This is a genomic window from Nocardia sp. CWNU-33 (genome assembly GCF_046764895.1).
In the GTDB taxonomy this organism is placed as follows: domain Bacteria; phylum Actinomycetota; class Actinomycetes; order Mycobacteriales; family Mycobacteriaceae; genus Nocardia.
Map to the genome: position 1 here is coordinate 39,479 of NZ_JBKOQN010000002.1, position 16,131 is coordinate 55,609.

Below are 16,131 nucleotides of genomic sequence, written 5' to 3' on the forward strand. Positions count from 1 at the left end.
TGCGCCGAAGCCTTCCTTCCGGCACAGGCCGGGATCCAACAAGTGCATGAGCAAGGAGCTGAATATGACCGATCTGACCGGCAAGGTCGTCCTGATCACCGGCGCTGCCCGGGGCCAGGGCGCCGAAGAAGCCCGGCTCGTTGCCGCGTCCGGCGGCCGCGTCGTGCTCACCGACGTGCTGGAACCCGAGGGTAAAGAGGTTGCCGAATCCATCGGCGCCGCCGCACGTTTCGTTCGTCACGATGTGAGCAGCGCGTCCGGGTGGACTGCCGCCGTCGAGACCGCGGTGCGCGAGTTCGGGCGGCTGGACGTGCTGGTGAACAACGCGGCCATCTACACCGCGAAACCGCTCACCGACACCACTGCCGAGGAGCTGGAACGGATTCTGCGCATCAACCTCATCGGATCGTTCCTCGGCATCCAGGCGGTAATCGAGCCGATGGGGGCCGTGGGCGGTGGCTCGATCATCAACATCTCGTCACAGGCCGGATTACAGGGCCTGATGGGGCATTCCGCGTATGGCGCATCGAAATGGGGATTGCGTGGTCTGACCAAGACGGCCGCACTAGAACTCGGGCCGCTCGGCATCCGTGTGAACTCGGTGCACCCGGGGCCGATCGCGACACCGATGATCGGGCATCTCGGCTTGAGCACCGGGCCCGGCAGCTTTCCGTCACTGCCGCTCGGCCGCGTCGGTTTGCCGAGTGAAGTGGCCGAACTGGTGGCGTTCCTCGCCTCCGACGCGTCGGCCTTCATCACCGGAGCCGAGCTGGCCATCGATGGCGGATTGTCTGCGGGACAGTTCATTCCGCCGGGCTCGATGCCTGCTGCCGGCGCCGCGGGCGAGGCGTGAGGATCGGGCGATGCCGCTGAAACCCGAAGCGCAGGTGATCGTCGACCTGGCCACTGCGTCGTTTCCCCGGTTGGGCACCGAAGTCCAGGACGCCACCGAGGCGCGCCGCATTCTTGCGGCGCGCCCGGCAGCCGCCGCCGCACCGATTCCGGTCGGGCAGGTCGAGGAGCGTCTGGTGCCGGGGCCGGTCGGCGCGCCGGAGCTGCGGGTGCGCATCTATCGTCCCGCGGATTCGTCCCTCGACGCGCAGTCGTCGGCCATCGATGCGGAATCGGACCTGACCGGCACAACTGCGCTGCTGCCTGTCATTGTCTTCTTCCACGGTGGCGGGTTCGTGATCTGCAGCCTCGACAGTCACGACCAGTTGTGCCGGTCCATGGCCAACGATGTCGGCGCGATCGTGGTGTCGGTCGACTATCGGCAGGCGCCCGAGCACCGGTTCCCGGCGGCTGCGGAGGATGCCTACACGGCACTGAACTGGGTCGCCGAACATGCCGGGACGATGGGCGGCGACCCGGCCAGGGTCGCGGTGGCCGGTGACAGCTGCGGCGGAAACCTGGCCGCTGCCACCACATTGATGGCCCGCGATCGCAACGGTCCCGCCGTCACCTTTCAACTCCTTGTCTATCCGATGCTCGACCCGGCCCGAAATACGGTGTCCTATCGGGACAATGCGTACGGATACTTCGTCACCGACGATCATTTGCGGTGGTACTGGGAGCAATACCTGGGAACCGACGGCGATGCCGACCACCCCTACGCCTCGCCACTACGTGCCTCCGACATGTCCGGACTGCCGCCCGCGCACATCGTCACCGCAGAGTTCGATCCGCTACGGGACGAGGGCGAGGAATACGGCGTCCGACTCCAGGAGGCAGGCGTGCACGCCGACGTGATCCGCTATGACGGCCAGTTCCATGGCTTCTTCAGCATGGCCGATAGCCTGTCCGACGCGAAAGAAGCTGCCACCGCGGCCTTTTCCGCACTCCGCCGAGCCCTGGAAGCACACCGATGACAGTAGAACGCCTCGGCACGATCTTTCCGGCCGATAATCTGACCGCCGCGATCGACCTGCTCACCGCCGTGTTCGGCACCAAGGCCACCTTTGTCGACAGCGACCGCTGGGCGCAGTTCGACATCGGCCCGGCCCGAGTCATGCTCGCGGGCACCGACCGCGAAGGCGACACCCCGTCCTTGGCGGCCAAGGTCGACGACCTGGATGCCACCCTTGCCCGGCTGCGCTCGGCCGGGTTCGCCGCTGCCGACCCGGTTACCGGACCCCACGAACGCCGCACCTCGGTCCGCCCGACGCCCGAATCCCCGTGGGCGATCGTCCTCTACGAGCCGCTACCCGCAGCCCAGCACACGCCGTAACGACCTCCCGTGGTGGTCGGTGAGTGGTACATCGCCGCGGCGTTCCCTGAGCGGACCTCGCGATGGTGTGCCATTCGCCGGCACGGCAGCTCGGGTGGAGGCCGCGGTCACCGGCCGGGCGAGGGCGGACCGGTGCAGGCAGGCGAAGCGGTCATGGCTTCGACGGGGTGGTGCGAAGACCGTTGAGGAAGAGGTCCAGGAGGCGGTCTGCACGCTCCGCCGGGTTCGGTGTGTCCTGGGCCGCCCAGGCGATCGCGCCGATCATGCGCAGTACGTCGTAGTTCTGTGCGGATGGGGCGATGGTTTCTGCCTGCTTGGCCCGATCCAGCAGGGCTGACCCGACGGCGAATGTGTCTGCATGCCAAGCGGATACCAGCTCGGCACCACCATCGATCGCGGAATTCATGATGGCAGCGGAGAGGCCACGGAAGGTGAGTGCGTGGTCGATCGCGGCGCGCAGCCAAGTGGTCAGGGCTGCGACGGTGTCCGGCTCCGCCGTCAGGCGGTGGCCGAGTTGGGTGAGCTCGGCGACGCGTTCGCCGAGTACGGCTTCGATGAGGTCGAGGCGGGTGGGGAAGTGACGATAGAGGGTTCCGCTCGCGACGCCTGCGCGGCGGGCGATGTCGTCGAGGGAGGCGTCGACACCGTGTTCGGCGAAGGCGATTCGAGCCTGGTCGAGCAGTCGTTCGTAGTTTCGCCGCGCATCGGCGCGCCTCGGCCGTGCTGTGCCGGACAGTGTTTCGCGCATTCCCGACCTCGCCCTCTTGCTAACCGGGGACACAGTCCGCTACTGTGCCAAGTAACCGGACTATGCCTCATCTTATGGCACGAGTGGGGCGGCAGGAGGTCGTCATGACGCTGTCGGCGGCGGACAGAATCGAGATCACCGATTTGATCGCGCGGCACGGTCACCTCATGGATGCCGGGGCACTCGATCGAATGGATGAGCTCTTCACGGACGGAATCATCTATGAGCTGAGCGATTTCGGTCTCGGCGAACTGCACGGGATTCCAGCCTTGCGCGACGCCGCGATCACCCTCGGCGCAGGGAATCCGGTGGGGCATCACATCACCAACATCATCATCGCCGACGCGGACGGTGATTCGGTGCGGGTGCAATCCAAGGGCATCGGCATCCACGCGGACGGAACCTGTCGCAGCGTCGTATACGACGACATGGTCGTCCGTGCGGCCGTCGGCTGGCGAATCTCGTATCGGAAGGTGAGCGCGCGGCGGGCAGCGCTCGGGGCCTGAGCGACATCGCGCCACGGTCGGAGGACTGCACCGACACAACGTCGTCGGCGATACATCACTCCAGCGCATATTCGGCCGAGCGAATTCTCCGGTATTGCTGGGGAGCCGGCCTCGCCACCGACTCTGCAGCACACAATCTGGCGGCGAGCCGTGATTTGCCGACTCCGGATTTCATTAACCGCATACTGACGGCCGTGCGTTGATAGTGTCGCGCCATGTCGGAGAGGCGGGGCGCTGAACTAGGTGCGGCGCTGCCGAAAGATTGCGGTGGGGGCGTCGCCGACGAAGCGCGTGGCGATCGGCGACTCCGGGATACGGATCCGGCTGGCGATCAGCCACCCAAGATCGAGGTCGACGATGAAGAGCGCCCGGCACGGGTACTGACCGGCCTGCCCGAACAGCTGGTGGCGACAGTCGCGTTCGCGGTGGCGATCCTGGTGCTGTGGCAGGTGTTTCGGCCGTTGCCGCAGGGCAGCCAGTACTACCTGGTGGTATTCCTGAGCGCGACGCTGCCGTTGGTGTTCATCGCCTATCGGTCCGGCGTGCGCAGGCTGGATCGGGGCGAGGGGCCGCGGGCTCTCGACTGGATATTGGCCGCGGTGACGCTGGTGGTGTGCCTGTATCCGTTGTTGCCGATGACGATCGGGTCGGGTGGCGGCGGGTACGACGCCTTCCTCGATCGGCAGGGACAGTTCGATCCGGTCGATGTCGGGATGGGCTCGGTGCTGCTCGTCCTGGTGCTGGAGGCCTGCAGGCGCACGACTGGATGGGTGCTGCCGGTGGTGTGCCTGGTGTTCGTGGGCTATGGCTACTACGGTGGATTCCTCCCACAGCACTGGACAATTGCGCACGCGGGGTTGGATTTCGGGCAGATCATCGACGCGTTGTACAACTCAGGCAGCGGGTTCTACGGCACGCCGTTGGATGTCGCGGCCACCTACATCGTGCTGTTCACCCTCTACGGCGCGGTGCTCGAATTCTCCGGCGCCGCACAGTTCTTCGTCGACCTGTCGGTGGCCGCATTTCGCCGCTCGGGCGGCGCGGCCGGCCGGACCGCTGTCGCGTCGGGTTTCCTGCTCGGCACGGTTTCGGGCTCCGGCACCGCGACGGCGGTGACCGTCGGTGCGGTCACCTGGCCGATTCTGCGGCGGGCGGGCTATCCGCCGGAACAGGCCGGCGGCATGCTGGCCGCGGCCGGCGTCGGTGCGATTCTCTCGCCGCCCACGCTCGGTGTCGCCGCGTTTATCGTCGCCGAATATCTCGACGTCTCCTATCTGACGGTGCTCGGCTGGGCGATGATCCCGACGGTGCTGTACTACCTGGGAATTCTGCTCGCCGTCGAGATCGACGCGCGCAGATTGGATACTAGACCGGTGGAGATCGGCGGCGCGTCCGGGTGGCGGTTGCTCGCGCGATTCGGCTACCACTTCCTGTCCTTGATCGCGATCGTGGTGCTGCTGCTGATCGGAGTGAGCGCGACCCGAGCCGTCGTCTACGCCACCGCGCTGGCTTTCGTGCTCGCATTCCTCGATTCGCGCACCCGCGCACGGGCGAGTTCACCACGCAAGGTGTTCCAGGCCCTCGGCAGTGGAGTGCGCTCGGCGCTGCCGGTGGTGGCAGTGTGCACCTCGGCCGGTGTCATCACGGCGATGACCACGAAGACCGGGCTCGGCGCACAGTTGGCGTCCCTGCTGGTACGTGCGGCGCGAACGGTGTCGGACAACCACACGGTGGTGCTGGCATGCACGGTCGTGCTCGCGGCCATCGCGCTGGCCGTACTGGGCCTGGCGGTGCCGGTGACGGCGTCGTTCATCATCGGCTGGGCGATCATCGGACCTGCGCTGCTCGCGCTGGAAGTGCCCGCCCCGGCCGCCGCGATGTTCGTCTTCTACTACTCGGTGCTCTCCGAGGTGACGCCGCCGACCGCGCTTGCGGCGGTGGGCGCGGCGGCGATCACCGGTGCGCGCACCGTCCCGACCATGTGGCAGGCGCTGAAATATGCGTTGCCCGCGTTCCTGGTGCCGATCGTGTTCGTGCTCAGCGGTCCCGGTGAATATCTGCTCGGTCGCGGGCCGGTGCTCGGCGTGCTGTGGACGACGGCGGCCGCCTGCGTCGGTGTCGCGGCGTTGGCGGCGGCGACCGGGGGCTGGATTCTCGGAGTCGGTCCCGCGCGACCGCTTGCGCGGGTGTTCGCTGCGGTGGGCGGGCTGGCGCTGTTGTACCTGGAGCCCGGCGCGCTCGTCGTCGGGGTGGCCGCGCTGAGTGTGGCGGTCGGGATCACTCTGGTCTCTCGAAGGAGGACGACATGAGAAGAGTCGCAATAGCTTTCGCCGTCGCGGTGGTGGCGGCCGGCGTGCTCGCCGGATGCGGTGGACGGCGCGACGCGCCACAGACCGATGCGGGTGGTGCGGTCACCTGTGAGGTGAAGCAGGAGACTCGCGTCGGGATCGCGACCGGCAACGCGACCGGCGTCTACTTCGCGCTGGGCAATGCCTACGCCGAACAGATTTCGCAGGCCACCGGCGGCAAGGTGAAGGCGACTGCCGCGGAGACCGGTGCGTCGGTGCAGAACATCCAGCAGTTGGTCGCAGGCACCTATCAGGTGGCGTTCTCGCTGGCCGACACCGCAGCCGATGCAGTGCTCGGCGCCGCGAGTTTCGAAGGGAAACGGCAACCTGTACAGGCACTTTCGCGGCTGTATCCCAACTACACGCAGGTGATCGTCCGCACCGGGGCAGGCATCGGCTCGCTCGCCGACCTCCGCGGCAAGCGGGTCTCCACCGGATCGCCCAAGTCCGGCACCGAGGTGATCGCCCAACGGGTGCTGCAGGCCGCCGGGCTCAACCCTGACAGCGACATCTCGGCTCAGCGCCTCGACCTCACCAAGACAGTGGACGGTATCAAAGACGGCTCGATCGACGCCATGTTCTTCTCCGGCGGCCTGCCGACCCCCGGTATCACCGACCTGTTCACCTCGGCCAAGGACAAGGTGCGCTTCCTCGACATCGCCGATCTCGCGGGCAGCATGCGCACCGCCAACCCCGTCTACGAAGAGGGTGTCATTCCGGCCGCCACCTACGGTCTGCCCGCGGACGTGAAAACCATCGTCGTCGCGAATGTTCTTCTGGTCCGCAACGACCTCGACGCGGATCTCGCCTGCGTTCTCACCAAAACCCTGTTCGACCGCAAAACCCAACTGGAACAGGCCAACTCGGCCGCCAAGGGCATCAATCGCGATGCCGCACCACTGACCGCTCCCGTCACCCTGCACCGAGGCGCCGCCGAAGCACTGACCAACTGACCCGCGGGCGATCGGCTGGAATCGGCGGTCGCTACCGCTCTTTCGGCAGCTCCGCACTCGCGGCCCGGTGGCCTCGCCAGTCCTTCAGTTCGCGGATGCCGATGAATATCGGGAAGACGGCGAGCGTCCTGGCCTGCGGGAATCACATCGTAGAACGCGACGACGCCCGGATGACCTATCCGCCCCACATTGCGCGCCTCGGCCAGCGCCCTCGCCATGAACACCTCGCGGTCCTCCCCGAGCTCATCGGCCGGGGCTCTGATTTCCTTGACCGCCACCTGCCGGCCGATCACCTCGTCGGTCGCCGACCACACCACCCCCATGCCGCCGCGTCCGAGTACCTCCGTGAGTCGGTACCGGCCTGCTACCAGCCGATCCGAAGACGTCTCTTGTGACATGCGAATCCCCACAACCACAGTTGATAGCGCACCGCGCCCCACGGTTGGCCATGCGGCAACTACGCCCATCGTACGCACTGGTCAGCAGCCCAGGGCCCCGCCTCGTCGCTACCGGGAGGTCATGACGGCCGTCAGCGAGCGGGCGGCGTCGAGTGTCGCGCATATGTACTCGTCGCGTTCGAGCTTGGTGGTCGCCGCGCGTAGCGGGCCGAGTTGAACTTCGTAGGCTGCGGTGCCCATGGCGTCGAAGACCGGGGCGGCCAGGTAGCTCAGGGGCAGCGCGGTGTCGGCATCGAGCTCGTGTTTGCTGTAGGGGCGGGAGGTGAGGGCAGCCAGCTGACGGAGTATGCGGGTGCGCAGCTGTGGCTGCAGCAGTTCGGGTCCCATCGCGCCGAGGAGATCGGCGAGCAGGTCGACCATGCCCGCGTCATCGGCGAGGGGACGGAAGACGGCGACACCACGCTCGCGGACCAGGGCGAGCAAGGTGCTTGCGGTGCGGCGCTCGGCATCGGGGGCGGCGGCGAGCCAGGTGTTCTGTTCGGCGGCCGCGCGCCACGGCATCACGCCGGCGCCCGCCGGGAATTGCAGTGGGATGCGGTGTCCGACAGGGATTCCGGGGACCACTCGGTCGGGGCCGTGCCGGACGTCGAGGACGGTGAGGCGGTCGGGTTCGATGCGGCTGAGGGTGGCGCCGGATCCGGTGCGCACGGTGAGGGCGGTAAGGATTTCGCCGACGCCATGGGGGAGTGTGGAGCTGCCGAGACCGGTCAGTGCAGGGCCGATGGTGTAGCCGCGGTTCGGGTCGCGCACCACCCAGCCCGCCGAATCCAGTTCGGCCAGAATCGCGGTCGCGGTGGCACGGGCGATGTCGAGGCGGTCGGCGATGCCCGCGACGCTCATCGGGTCGGGTGCGGCCGCGAGCAGTGACACGACCTCGACGACCCGGCGGGTCGGTGGCGACGGTGACCGGTCGGGCATGGGCGTACCTCTTGTTCGGCGCAGCGGAACGACTTACGATGTCGAATATTAGTACATGAATATGTCGAATATTCGACACCTGCTGCGAGGGATGGAGTGCTGGATGATTCTGGATCGATTCCGAATCGACGGGCAGGTCGCCGTTGTCACGGGTGCGGGCCGCGGCTTGGGCGCGGCGATCGCCGTTGCCTTCGCCGAGGCCGGGGCCGATGTCGTCATCGCCGCACGCACCAAGAGTCAGCTGGACGAGGTGGCCGAGAGGGTGGCTGCGGCCGGACGACAGGCGCATGTGGTGCCCGCCGATCTGAGCGATATCGAGGCGACGGCGGGGCTCGCCGCTGCCGCGGTGGATCGGTTCGGGCGGCTGGACATCGTGGTCAACAATGTGGGTGGCGCGTTGCCGTGCACGCTGTTGGACACGACGCCCGAGGCGCTGGTCGAGGCCTTCAATTTCAATGTCACCAACGCTCACGCGTTGGTACGGGCCGCGGTGCCGCGAATCCTCGAAACCGCCGGTGGCGGTTCGATTCTCAACATCACCTCGACGATGGGCCGGCTGCCGGGCCGGGCGTTCGCCGCCTATGGCACGGCCAAAGCGGCACTCGCGCACTACACCAGGCTGGCCGCGCTCGATCTGAATCCGCGCATTCGGGTGAACGCCATCGCGCCCGGTTCGATCCTGACCTCGGCGCTGGAAATCGTCGCGGGCAACGAGGCCATGCGCGCCGAGCTGGAATCGAAGACGCCGCTGCACACCATCGGCGATCCCGAGGACATCGCGGCCGCCGCGCTGTATCTGGTCTCGCCCGCGGGTAAGTACGTCACTGGCAAGATCCTCGAACCCGATGGCGGCCTGATCTCGCCGAACCTCGACCTCCCGATTTCGGATCTGTGACATGACATATTCCGTAGTGCAGTGGGGTACAGGCAATGTCGGCAAGCACGCGCTCGCCGGCATTATCGCCAACCCAGATCTCGAATTGACAGGCGTGTGGGTTTCGGGGCCGTCGAAAGACGGAAAAGACGCGGGAACCCTTGCCGGGCTCGATCATTCGGTGGGCGTGGCCGCCACGACGGATGTCGAGGCGATCCTCGCCGCCACACCCGACTGCGTCGTCTACTGCTCCATGACCGACAACCGCCTCTTCGATGCGGTGCAGGATTTGCAGCGGCTCTTGCGTGCGGGCATCAACGTGGTCGCCTGCGCGCCGGTGTTCTTCCAGTACCCGTACGGCGTGCTGCCCGATGAATTGTTGAAGCCGGTGCAAGATGCTGCGGCCGAGGGCAATGCGTCACTGTGGGTGAACGGCATCGACCCCGGCTTCGCCAATGACCTACTGCCGCTCGCGCTCGCGGGCACCTGTCTGCGTATCGATCAACTGCGGTGCCTGGAAATCGTCGACTATGCCAGTTACGACAACCGTGAGGTGATGTTCGACATCATGGGCTTCGGCAAGCCTCTCGACGACATCCCGTTGTTGTTGCAGCCTGGAGTCCTCTCGCTCGCCTGGGGCGGCACGGTGCGTCAGCTCGCCGCGGGAATCGGGGTCACCCTCGACTCCGTCACCGAGACCTATGACCGAATCCCCGCACCGGAAGCGTTCGACATCGCCACCGGCCACATCGCCGAAGGAACCGCTGCCGCATTGCGTTTCGAGGTCCGCGGCATGGTCGGCGACCAGCCCGTCACCGTCCTCGAACATGTCACCCGGCTACGCCCCGACCTGTGCCCCGACTGGCCGCAACCAGCACATCCGGAAGGCTCCTACCGCGTCGAAATCACCGGTGACCCGAGCTACGCGATGGACCTCGTCACCTCGAGCCCGCACGGCGACCACAACCACGCCACCCTCTTGGCCACCGCCATGCGCATCGTCAACGCAGTCCCCGCCGTCGTCCGAGCACCCCCGGGCATCCTCACGGCCCTCGACCTCCCGCTGATAACCACCCCCGCCGCCCACTGACATCGGCTGTCCGCTCCTGCATTCGGCGTGCGAGTGGCCCTTCATGGAGTCCGCACCCGCGTCTCGCCTCCCGCCGAGTGCCACTCGTCGCCCCGCAATGCCCATCGCGCCCGGACCGGTATGTCCGAGGGTTGGCGTGGAATGGCGCACGAACGCATCCGGATCGGGTGGCCGCGCGCTGCGACCGCGGCTTGCGGTGGCGGGCTACCTTTTGGGGAGGGCGTCGAGGGTGCGGTCGACGTCGGTGGTGCTGTTGTAGAGGTGGAAGGCGAAGCGAAGACCGCCGCCGCGGACCGAGGCGATGATGTCGGCTTGTTCGAGGTATGCGGCCGCGTCGCCTGCGCCGGGTACCGAGACGATGGCCGAGGGGCCGGGGACGGGCTCGTAGCCGAGTTCGGTGAGACCTGTTCGGAAGCGGTCGGCAAGGTCGAGATTGTGCGCCCCGATCTTGTCCACCGTCAGTTCCTCGATCAGCTCGATGCCCGCCGAGGCGGCGATCGCGCCGAGCCAGTCCGGTGTCGCGTCGAAGCGCCTGGTTGTGGTGGCGAGTGCGATCGGGTCGTACAACTCGGCCCACGCGTCCGCGGCGGCGTACCAGCTGGGACCGACGGGGCGTATGTCTGCCGCCGTCTCCGGTGTCGCGGCGAAGAACGCGATGCTGCGGGCACCGATCAGCCATTTGAACGCTGCGCACACCCAGTAGTCCGCGTCGGCGAAGCGCAGCGGAAGCCAACTTGCGGCTTGGGTGGCGTCCACCAGCAGGCGGGCGTTGTGCGCCTGGGTGGCTGCGTGCAGTATCGACAGGTCGACGATCCGGCCGTCCTTCGACTGGACCACGCTGACCGCTACCAACGCGGTCTCCGGCCGCACTTCCTCGGCCAGCCGCTCCAGCGGCACGAAGCGCACCGACAGGTCACCGCGGTGCACGAAAGGCATGGACACGGAGGAGAATTCGCCCTCGGCCAGCAAGACCTCCGAGCCTGGTGGCAGTGCCACAGCAATCGGTGCGATGAGCCCTGCAACACCACTGCCGAACGCGATGTCGGCAACCGTCGCGCCCTCCAGCAGTCGCGCGAACGCGGCCCGCAACTCGGGGACGACAGTGTCGTGCACCATCGGACCGCCACGCCCTGCCGCCCACTGGGTATTGGCATCTCGAACGGCGGCCAATGCTCTTGCGGACGGTAAACCATAGGAGGCGGTGTTGAGGTAGGTGGTTTCAGGGCTGAACTCAGCAGGCGCCAGCGAAGTCATATGCGCAGCATCCGCCCGTATCCGGCCCGCGTCCAGCGCCAGCGGTCCGATAGTGGACCGATTTCGCGGGCCTTGCAGCGCGGTGGGTCGACGGGGCAGTGCCGAGGCGTCGGATCAGGATGGATGTCGTTGTTCCAGCGTTGCTTTCATGACCTGACCGCCGCGCTCGACCCGGAGGCGCACCTGTTCGGCGGCGTCGTGGGGCAACACATCGGTGGTCCAGACGAGTCGGGTGGTGTCATCGGGCTCGGCGAAGACCTGGAACGAGGCGTGGTGGTGGGTGAGGGGCAGGCGGAAACCGTCGATCGCCGAGTAGGCGAGCCTGCGGGTGTCGTCGTCGATGGTTACGATCAGCTCGCGAATGACACCGCCGCCGGGCATGGTCAGTAATCGGGTGTTGCCGTCGATGCGGGTGTCGAGCACGTATTCGGGGAGCAGGCGTTCGTGCACGGCGCCTACGTCACGTACCGCCGCCCACACCTCGCCCGGGCTGACCTCGATGAGAATTTCCTGCGTGATGGTGGCCATAGCGGGTCTACCGTACCGGGTCGGGCGGGCTACTTCGGGGTCGGCGTTGCCCACATGTTCGACAGCAGTTGGTAGCTGGGGGTGTCGGAGAGGGTTTGCATCGATTCGTAGATGCGTTGGTAGCCGGTGGCCGCGATACGCCATCGGCCGTCGGGATCGAGGCGGTAGCTGTCGGTGTAGTAGCCGGCGCCGCGGATCAGGACGCCGTATTCGGTGGCGATGACGGTGTCCTCGAAAGCCCATGAGCCCGTGGCTGTCTCATCGGTGACGGTGATTTCGGGGTGATTGGCGATGTGGGTGGTGACCACTGCGGGGCCGAGATTCTCACGCATGAAGGCGGTGACGGCGTCGCGGCCGTCCAGGGTGAGCGGCTCGCCGAGGGCGTGGGTGCCGTAGCGGCCCGCGACGTCGACGGTGAGTGTGTCGGCGAACTCGTCCCATCGTTTGAGATCCAGCGTCCGAAAGTAGCGATACTTCAGCTGGCGGATTGCTTCGATGGCGGCGAGATCCATTGGTCCAGCCTGGCACGAGCGCGGTGCCGAGACAATAACCTGTTCTATATTTTCGCGTGCGGCAGCGCCGCTGATGCTCGAGGCCATCCGGGTGCTCGAACCCGGTGGGCCTCGCGAAAGCTCGATTCACAGACAGAGTTCTGGCAGAGGTGTCCGATCGAGGCGGATCGGGTATTCGAGTGCTTGACGTGGTCGTCGGTACGCACGACTGCGTCCGCAGTATTGTGCGTTCCGACATGACCAGGAGTCCGCCATGACTGAAGGTCCTGCTGCCCCGGCTCCGCCTCCCGAGCCTTCGATCGACCAAGAGGTTGCGTTGCAAACCGCCGCGCACCGGTTGGCCAGGGAATTCGATGGCGTCGGTGACGACGCCATCAACCAGTGCCTGCGCTCGGCCTACAGACACGTCGCAGGCCACGCCACCGTCGACAACTTTCTGCCCCTGCTCGCCGAGCGCTACACCCGCGAGTGGCTGCACGCCATGACCGACGAGGTCTCCTCGACCCGGCCGAGGCCTGTCGTTCACAGATCCGGGCGGACCAGGATCTGAATGTGGTCGTCCGGGTGGCGCAGCGCCTCGATAGCGCCTGCCACTCCGGACAGGCCGACCTGGTCGGTGATGAGCGAGGATGCGTCCACGGTGCCGTCGGCGATGCGGCCGAGCGTCTTCGCGTACTCCTCGTGCGGGTAGACCATGCACATCTGTACTGAGATGTCCTTGTAGATGCCGACGATCGGGCGGATGACGTCGTCGGTCATCACCGCGCCGACCTGCAGGATGGTCGTTTGGCGTGGCGCTTTGTACAGCAGCTCGTTGAGCAGTCCCGGCACCGCCGCGCACACCCAGATGTGCAGCAGCTGGCCGGGCGCGGCCGCTTCGCGCCACACCTCGATCGGGTCCTCGACGGCGGGATCGACCACGCGATGCGCGCCGAGCCGTAATGCGGTGTCGCGGCGCAGCTTCGACGGATCGGACGCGATGATCGGTGCGACACCGCGTTCGGCGAGCGCCGCGACGGCACCCAAACCGACCGGACCGCAACCGATGACGATGCCGGTGCCGTCGGGCCCGATGCCGGTGCGCGCGACATTGCCGAAGCCGACCGCCAGCGGCTCGGTCAGTGCCGCGACATGCGGCGGCACATGATCGGGAATCGGTTCCAGAGCCATGGCCTGCAACACCATTCGTTCCCCGTAGCCGCCGGGGAAGTCATTGGAGAACCCGACACCGTGGATCTGACCGACGTGGTCGATGGCCCACGGCAGCGCGACCACCAGCTGTCCTTCGGTGTGCGCGGTGTCCGGTCCGGCCGAGATGACCCGGGCGGCGATCTCGTGGCCCATCACGACGTCGCGCGAGGGGTCGAACTCGAATGTGGGCACGCCGCTGTCGCGGGAGGCCTGCAGGAACTCGTCGGTGTAGTCGAGTGCTTGTTTGTCGGAACCGCAGATGCCGCACGCCACCGTCTCGACGAGGACCTGGCCCGGGCCCGGGACGGGCTCGGGGACCTCGTCGACCACAAGACTGCGGCCCCGCATTACTACTGCGCGCATCGGTGTGCTCCCGGTGTCGAGGTGGTGTTCACTTCGCTTCCTCCGTGCCGAGTGCCGCGGCCAATGCCTGTCCGTGTTTGTCGAAAGCGCTCTGGATGCCCGCGGTGAGGCCGCCGATCATGCGCTCACTGTTGGCATGCGCCCATTCCAGCGAGGCGACCCGGTTCCGATTGGCCCGTGTGAAGTGTGGAATCACCTGCTCGGCAAACAGCCGCGCCGAGCGTTGCGTGGCGTCCCAATCGGCGACATTCAGGCCGAGCAGCAGGAAGGTGCCGAAGCCGCCGGACTGTTCGGCGAGCTTCTCGATGGTGGCGATGGCGTCGTCGGGGGTACCGATGGTGGCGCGCCCGAAGGCCGGGAAGCCCTCTCCGGTCCATTGCTCGACGGCGGCGCGGGCCGAGGAGTTCCACGGCGCGCTCATGCCGCTGAGCTTCTCGATGTAGTCGACGAGATGTCCGACGCCCCACTCGGCCTCGCGCATCGCCTGTTCCCTGGTCTCGGCGATATGCATCGGCGCGACCAGACGCCATCGCGAGCGATCGAGCACGTGGCCGTTATCGGCCATGGTCTTCTCGTAGACCTTCCAATTGGGCAGCAGTGCGTCGTAACCGCTGGGATCGGAGGCGGCCAGCGAGAGCAGCCCGGCGCCGTGCCGGCCGGCCAGCACCGCGCCTGACGGCGAAATGGTCGAGGCGACAGCCATTTCCAGGCCACCCTGCCGGTAGGGCAGCAGTTGCAGGCGCGCTTCGTTCAGGTGATACCAGTCGCTCTCGGCGGTCACCGTCTCCCCGCGCAGCAGGCGCACCAGCACATCCATGGATTCGTGCATCATGTCGCGCTGGCGTACCGGATCGATGCCCATCATGGCGGCGTCGGTGGCCAGTTGGCCGGGGCCGACACCCATCATGGTCCGGCCCATGGTCAGGTGATCGAGCAAGCAGAGCCGGTCGGCGAGCATCATCGGCTGGTGGTAGGGCAGCGAATTCACGCCGGTGCCGAGACGAATGCGCTGGGTGCGTTGCGCGGCCGCGGCAAGGAAGACCTCGGGTGCGGCGATGATTTCCAGTCCGGCCGAATGGTGTTCGCCGATCCAGGCCTCGCTGTAGCCGAGTTGATCGGCCAGCTCCACCAGGGCGAGATCGCGGTGGATCTGTAGGGTCGGGTTGCCGGTGAGCGGATGGTAGGGGGCGATGAAGAATCCGAACCTGGTGGGGCCGAACTGGTTGTCGCTCAATTCAATTGTCCTTACCTGGTGGGGACCGGGAGCCTCAGCTCCGGTCCCAGTCGTGACCCCAGTAGCTGTCCGCGGTCATTTCTTCTGCGGTGTAGGTGGTTTCGTCCACCAGCACGCCTTCGGTGCCGAACTCGAGATCCCAGCCGCCCGGAGTTCGGACGTAGAAAGAGATCATCTTGTCGTTGGTGTGCCTGCCGAGCGTCGAGGACAGGTGGTAGCCGGCCTTGTTGACGCGGTCGAGGGCGCGTCCGACGTCATCGAGGCGGTCCACCTCGACCATGATGTGAACCAGACCGGAGCCTTCCTTGCCGCCGGACGGGATCAGGGCCAGGCTGTGATGGCGCTGGTTGACGCCGAGGAAGCGGATGCGCACCGGCCCGTACTCCGGTGCCGTCGGCAGGCGGAACGCGCCGCGGGGCAGGAAGCCGAGTACGTCGGTGTAGAAACGGAAAGCGACATCCAGGTCGGGGACCGGCAGCACCGCGTGACCGAGGCCGAGGCCCTCGGTGACGAACCGGTTGCCGTGCTTGCCGACGACGGGACTGTGGTCCAGGACGGGGCCGTGGAACACCTCGACGGTGGTGCCGGACGGATCGACGAAGCTGATGGCCTCTTCGACACTGCGTGCGTCCGCTTCCGCCACCGTCAGCGTGCGCACCGAGATGCCGGCCTTCTCGACGGCTTCCCGCGTTGTGGCCAGCGCACGGTGGTCGCGGACCTCCCAGCCGATGGCGAGCACCTTGTCGGTGTCACCGGGCACCAGCACCAGGCGCGCGACGTGCTCGTCCATGCGCAGATAGATCGCGTCGGGGTCGGGACCCGATCCCTCGGCGAAGCCGATCACGTCGAAGGCGAAGGTGCGCCAGGCATCCGGGTCGGCGACCGCGACCTTCACGTATCCGAGCGAGCTGATGGCAGTCATGGGGT

The 16,131-nt window shown here is 66.9% G+C and carries 17 protein-coding genes; 9 read left to right on the forward strand and 8 right to left on the reverse strand.

Features of this window, described 5'->3' with window-relative positions; translation table 11 throughout:
- The first annotated feature begins 64 nt into the window (after window positions 1-64).
- From ACLMAL_RS02460 to ACLMAL_RS02470, 3 genes are read left to right on the forward strand one after another with little or no spacing between them, the layout of a single operon-like run.
- Entirely contained in the window at window positions 65-853 is a 789-nt protein-coding gene (locus tag ACLMAL_RS02460) for a glucose 1-dehydrogenase (RefSeq protein ID WP_411997571.1), read from the forward strand.
- Between the two features lie 10 nt (window positions 854-863).
- A complete protein-coding gene (locus ACLMAL_RS02465) occupies window positions 864-1,868 on the forward strand; it encodes an alpha/beta hydrolase (protein WP_411997572.1) in 1,005 nt (334 codons plus the stop codon).
- The gene (locus ACLMAL_RS02470; protein WP_411997573.1) at window positions 1,865-2,227 is read left to right on the forward strand and encodes a VOC family protein; all 363 of its coding nucleotides are present in this window, start codon (window positions 1,865-1,867) and stop codon (window positions 2,225-2,227) included. Before ACLMAL_RS02465 ends, ACLMAL_RS02470 begins: the two co-directional genes overlap by 4 nt.
- Before the next feature lie 151 nt (window positions 2,228-2,378).
- On the opposite strand, the gene ACLMAL_RS02475 is transcribed toward ACLMAL_RS02470, so the two are convergent.
- Window positions 2,379-2,975 (reverse strand): TetR/AcrR family transcriptional regulator, encoded by a 597-nt coding sequence (locus ACLMAL_RS02475; RefSeq protein WP_411997574.1) that lies wholly within the window; start codon window positions 2,973-2,975, stop codon window positions 2,379-2,381.
- 104 nt (window positions 2,976-3,079) lie between these two features.
- Here ACLMAL_RS02475 and ACLMAL_RS02480 point away from each other — a divergent pair, with 104 nt between their 5' ends.
- From ACLMAL_RS02480 to ACLMAL_RS02490, 3 genes are all read left to right on the forward strand, one after another.
- The gene (locus ACLMAL_RS02480; protein ID WP_411997575.1) at window positions 3,080-3,481 is read left to right on the forward strand and encodes a nuclear transport factor 2 family protein; all 402 of its coding nucleotides are present in this window, start codon (window positions 3,080-3,082) and stop codon (window positions 3,479-3,481) included.
- A gap of 215 nt (window positions 3,482-3,696) precedes the next feature.
- The gene (locus ACLMAL_RS02485) at window positions 3,697-5,790 is read left to right on the forward strand and encodes a TRAP transporter permease (protein WP_411997576.1); all 2,094 of its coding nucleotides are present in this window, start codon (window positions 3,697-3,699) and stop codon (window positions 5,788-5,790) included.
- Window positions 5,787-6,782 (forward strand): TAXI family TRAP transporter solute-binding subunit, encoded by a 996-nt coding sequence (locus tag ACLMAL_RS02490; protein WP_411997577.1) that lies wholly within the window; start codon window positions 5,787-5,789, stop codon window positions 6,780-6,782. The genes ACLMAL_RS02485 and ACLMAL_RS02490 overlap by 4 nt, the downstream gene beginning before the upstream one ends.
- Before the next feature lie 506 nt (window positions 6,783-7,288).
- On the opposite strand, the gene ACLMAL_RS02495 is transcribed toward ACLMAL_RS02490, so the two are convergent.
- Window positions 7,289-8,158 (reverse strand): helix-turn-helix domain-containing protein, encoded by an 870-nt coding sequence (locus ACLMAL_RS02495; RefSeq protein WP_411997578.1) that lies wholly within the window; start codon window positions 8,156-8,158, stop codon window positions 7,289-7,291.
- 103 nt (window positions 8,159-8,261) lie between these two features.
- On the opposite strand from ACLMAL_RS02495, the gene ACLMAL_RS02500 reads away from it, so the two are divergent.
- On the forward strand, window positions 8,262-9,053 hold the full coding sequence (locus ACLMAL_RS02500; RefSeq protein WP_411997579.1) for an SDR family oxidoreductase: 792 nt from the start codon (window positions 8,262-8,264) through the stop codon (window positions 9,051-9,053).
- A gap of 1 nt (window position 9,054) precedes the next feature.
- Window positions 9,055-10,122, forward strand: a complete 1,068-nt coding sequence (locus tag ACLMAL_RS02505) for a diacylglycerol kinase (protein WP_411997580.1) — start codon at window positions 9,055-9,057, stop codon at window positions 10,120-10,122.
- A 204-nt stretch (window positions 10,123-10,326) separates the two neighbouring features.
- On the opposite strand, the gene ACLMAL_RS02510 is transcribed toward ACLMAL_RS02505, so the two are convergent.
- The 3 genes from ACLMAL_RS02510 to ACLMAL_RS02520 form a co-directional block, all read right to left on the reverse strand.
- On the reverse strand, window positions 10,327-11,376 hold the full coding sequence (locus ACLMAL_RS02510) for an aminotransferase class V-fold PLP-dependent enzyme (RefSeq protein ID WP_411997581.1): 1,050 nt from the start codon (window positions 11,374-11,376) through the stop codon (window positions 10,327-10,329).
- Between the two features lie 114 nt (window positions 11,377-11,490).
- Window positions 11,491-11,904 (reverse strand): SRPBCC family protein, encoded by a 414-nt coding sequence (locus ACLMAL_RS02515; protein ID WP_411997582.1) that lies wholly within the window; start codon window positions 11,902-11,904, stop codon window positions 11,491-11,493.
- A 29-nt stretch (window positions 11,905-11,933) separates the two neighbouring features.
- Window positions 11,934-12,416 carry a nuclear transport factor 2 family protein gene (locus ACLMAL_RS02520; RefSeq protein WP_411997583.1) on the reverse strand — a complete coding sequence of 161 codons (483 nt, stop codon included), beginning with the start codon at window positions 12,414-12,416 and terminating at the stop codon, window positions 11,934-11,936.
- A gap of 253 nt (window positions 12,417-12,669) precedes the next feature.
- On the opposite strand from ACLMAL_RS02520, the gene ACLMAL_RS02525 reads away from it, so the two are divergent.
- Complete coding sequence (locus ACLMAL_RS02525; protein WP_411997584.1) at window positions 12,670-12,966, forward strand: three-helix bundle dimerization domain-containing protein; 297 nt, start codon at window positions 12,670-12,672, stop codon at window positions 12,964-12,966.
- Here the strand turns inward: ACLMAL_RS02525 and ACLMAL_RS02530 are convergent.
- Genes ACLMAL_RS02530 through ACLMAL_RS02540 form a run of 3 tightly spaced genes read right to left on the reverse strand, consistent with a single transcriptional unit; the run spans window position 12,939 to window position 16,126 of the window.
- Window positions 12,939-13,970 carry a zinc-binding dehydrogenase gene (locus tag ACLMAL_RS02530; RefSeq protein ID WP_411997585.1) on the reverse strand — a complete coding sequence of 344 codons (1,032 nt, stop codon included), beginning with the start codon at window positions 13,968-13,970 and terminating at the stop codon, window positions 12,939-12,941. The genes ACLMAL_RS02525 and ACLMAL_RS02530 overlap by 28 nt on opposite strands.
- Window positions 13,971-13,998: 28 nt before the next feature.
- Window positions 13,999-15,204, reverse strand: coding sequence for an LLM class flavin-dependent oxidoreductase (locus ACLMAL_RS02535; RefSeq protein WP_411997586.1), 1,206 nt, complete (start codon window positions 15,202-15,204; stop codon window positions 13,999-14,001).
- A 34-nt stretch (window positions 15,205-15,238) separates the two neighbouring features.
- A complete protein-coding gene (locus ACLMAL_RS02540; protein ID WP_411997587.1) occupies window positions 15,239-16,126 on the reverse strand; it encodes a VOC family protein in 888 nt (295 codons plus the stop codon).
- Window positions 16,127-16,131 lie beyond the last annotated feature (5 nt).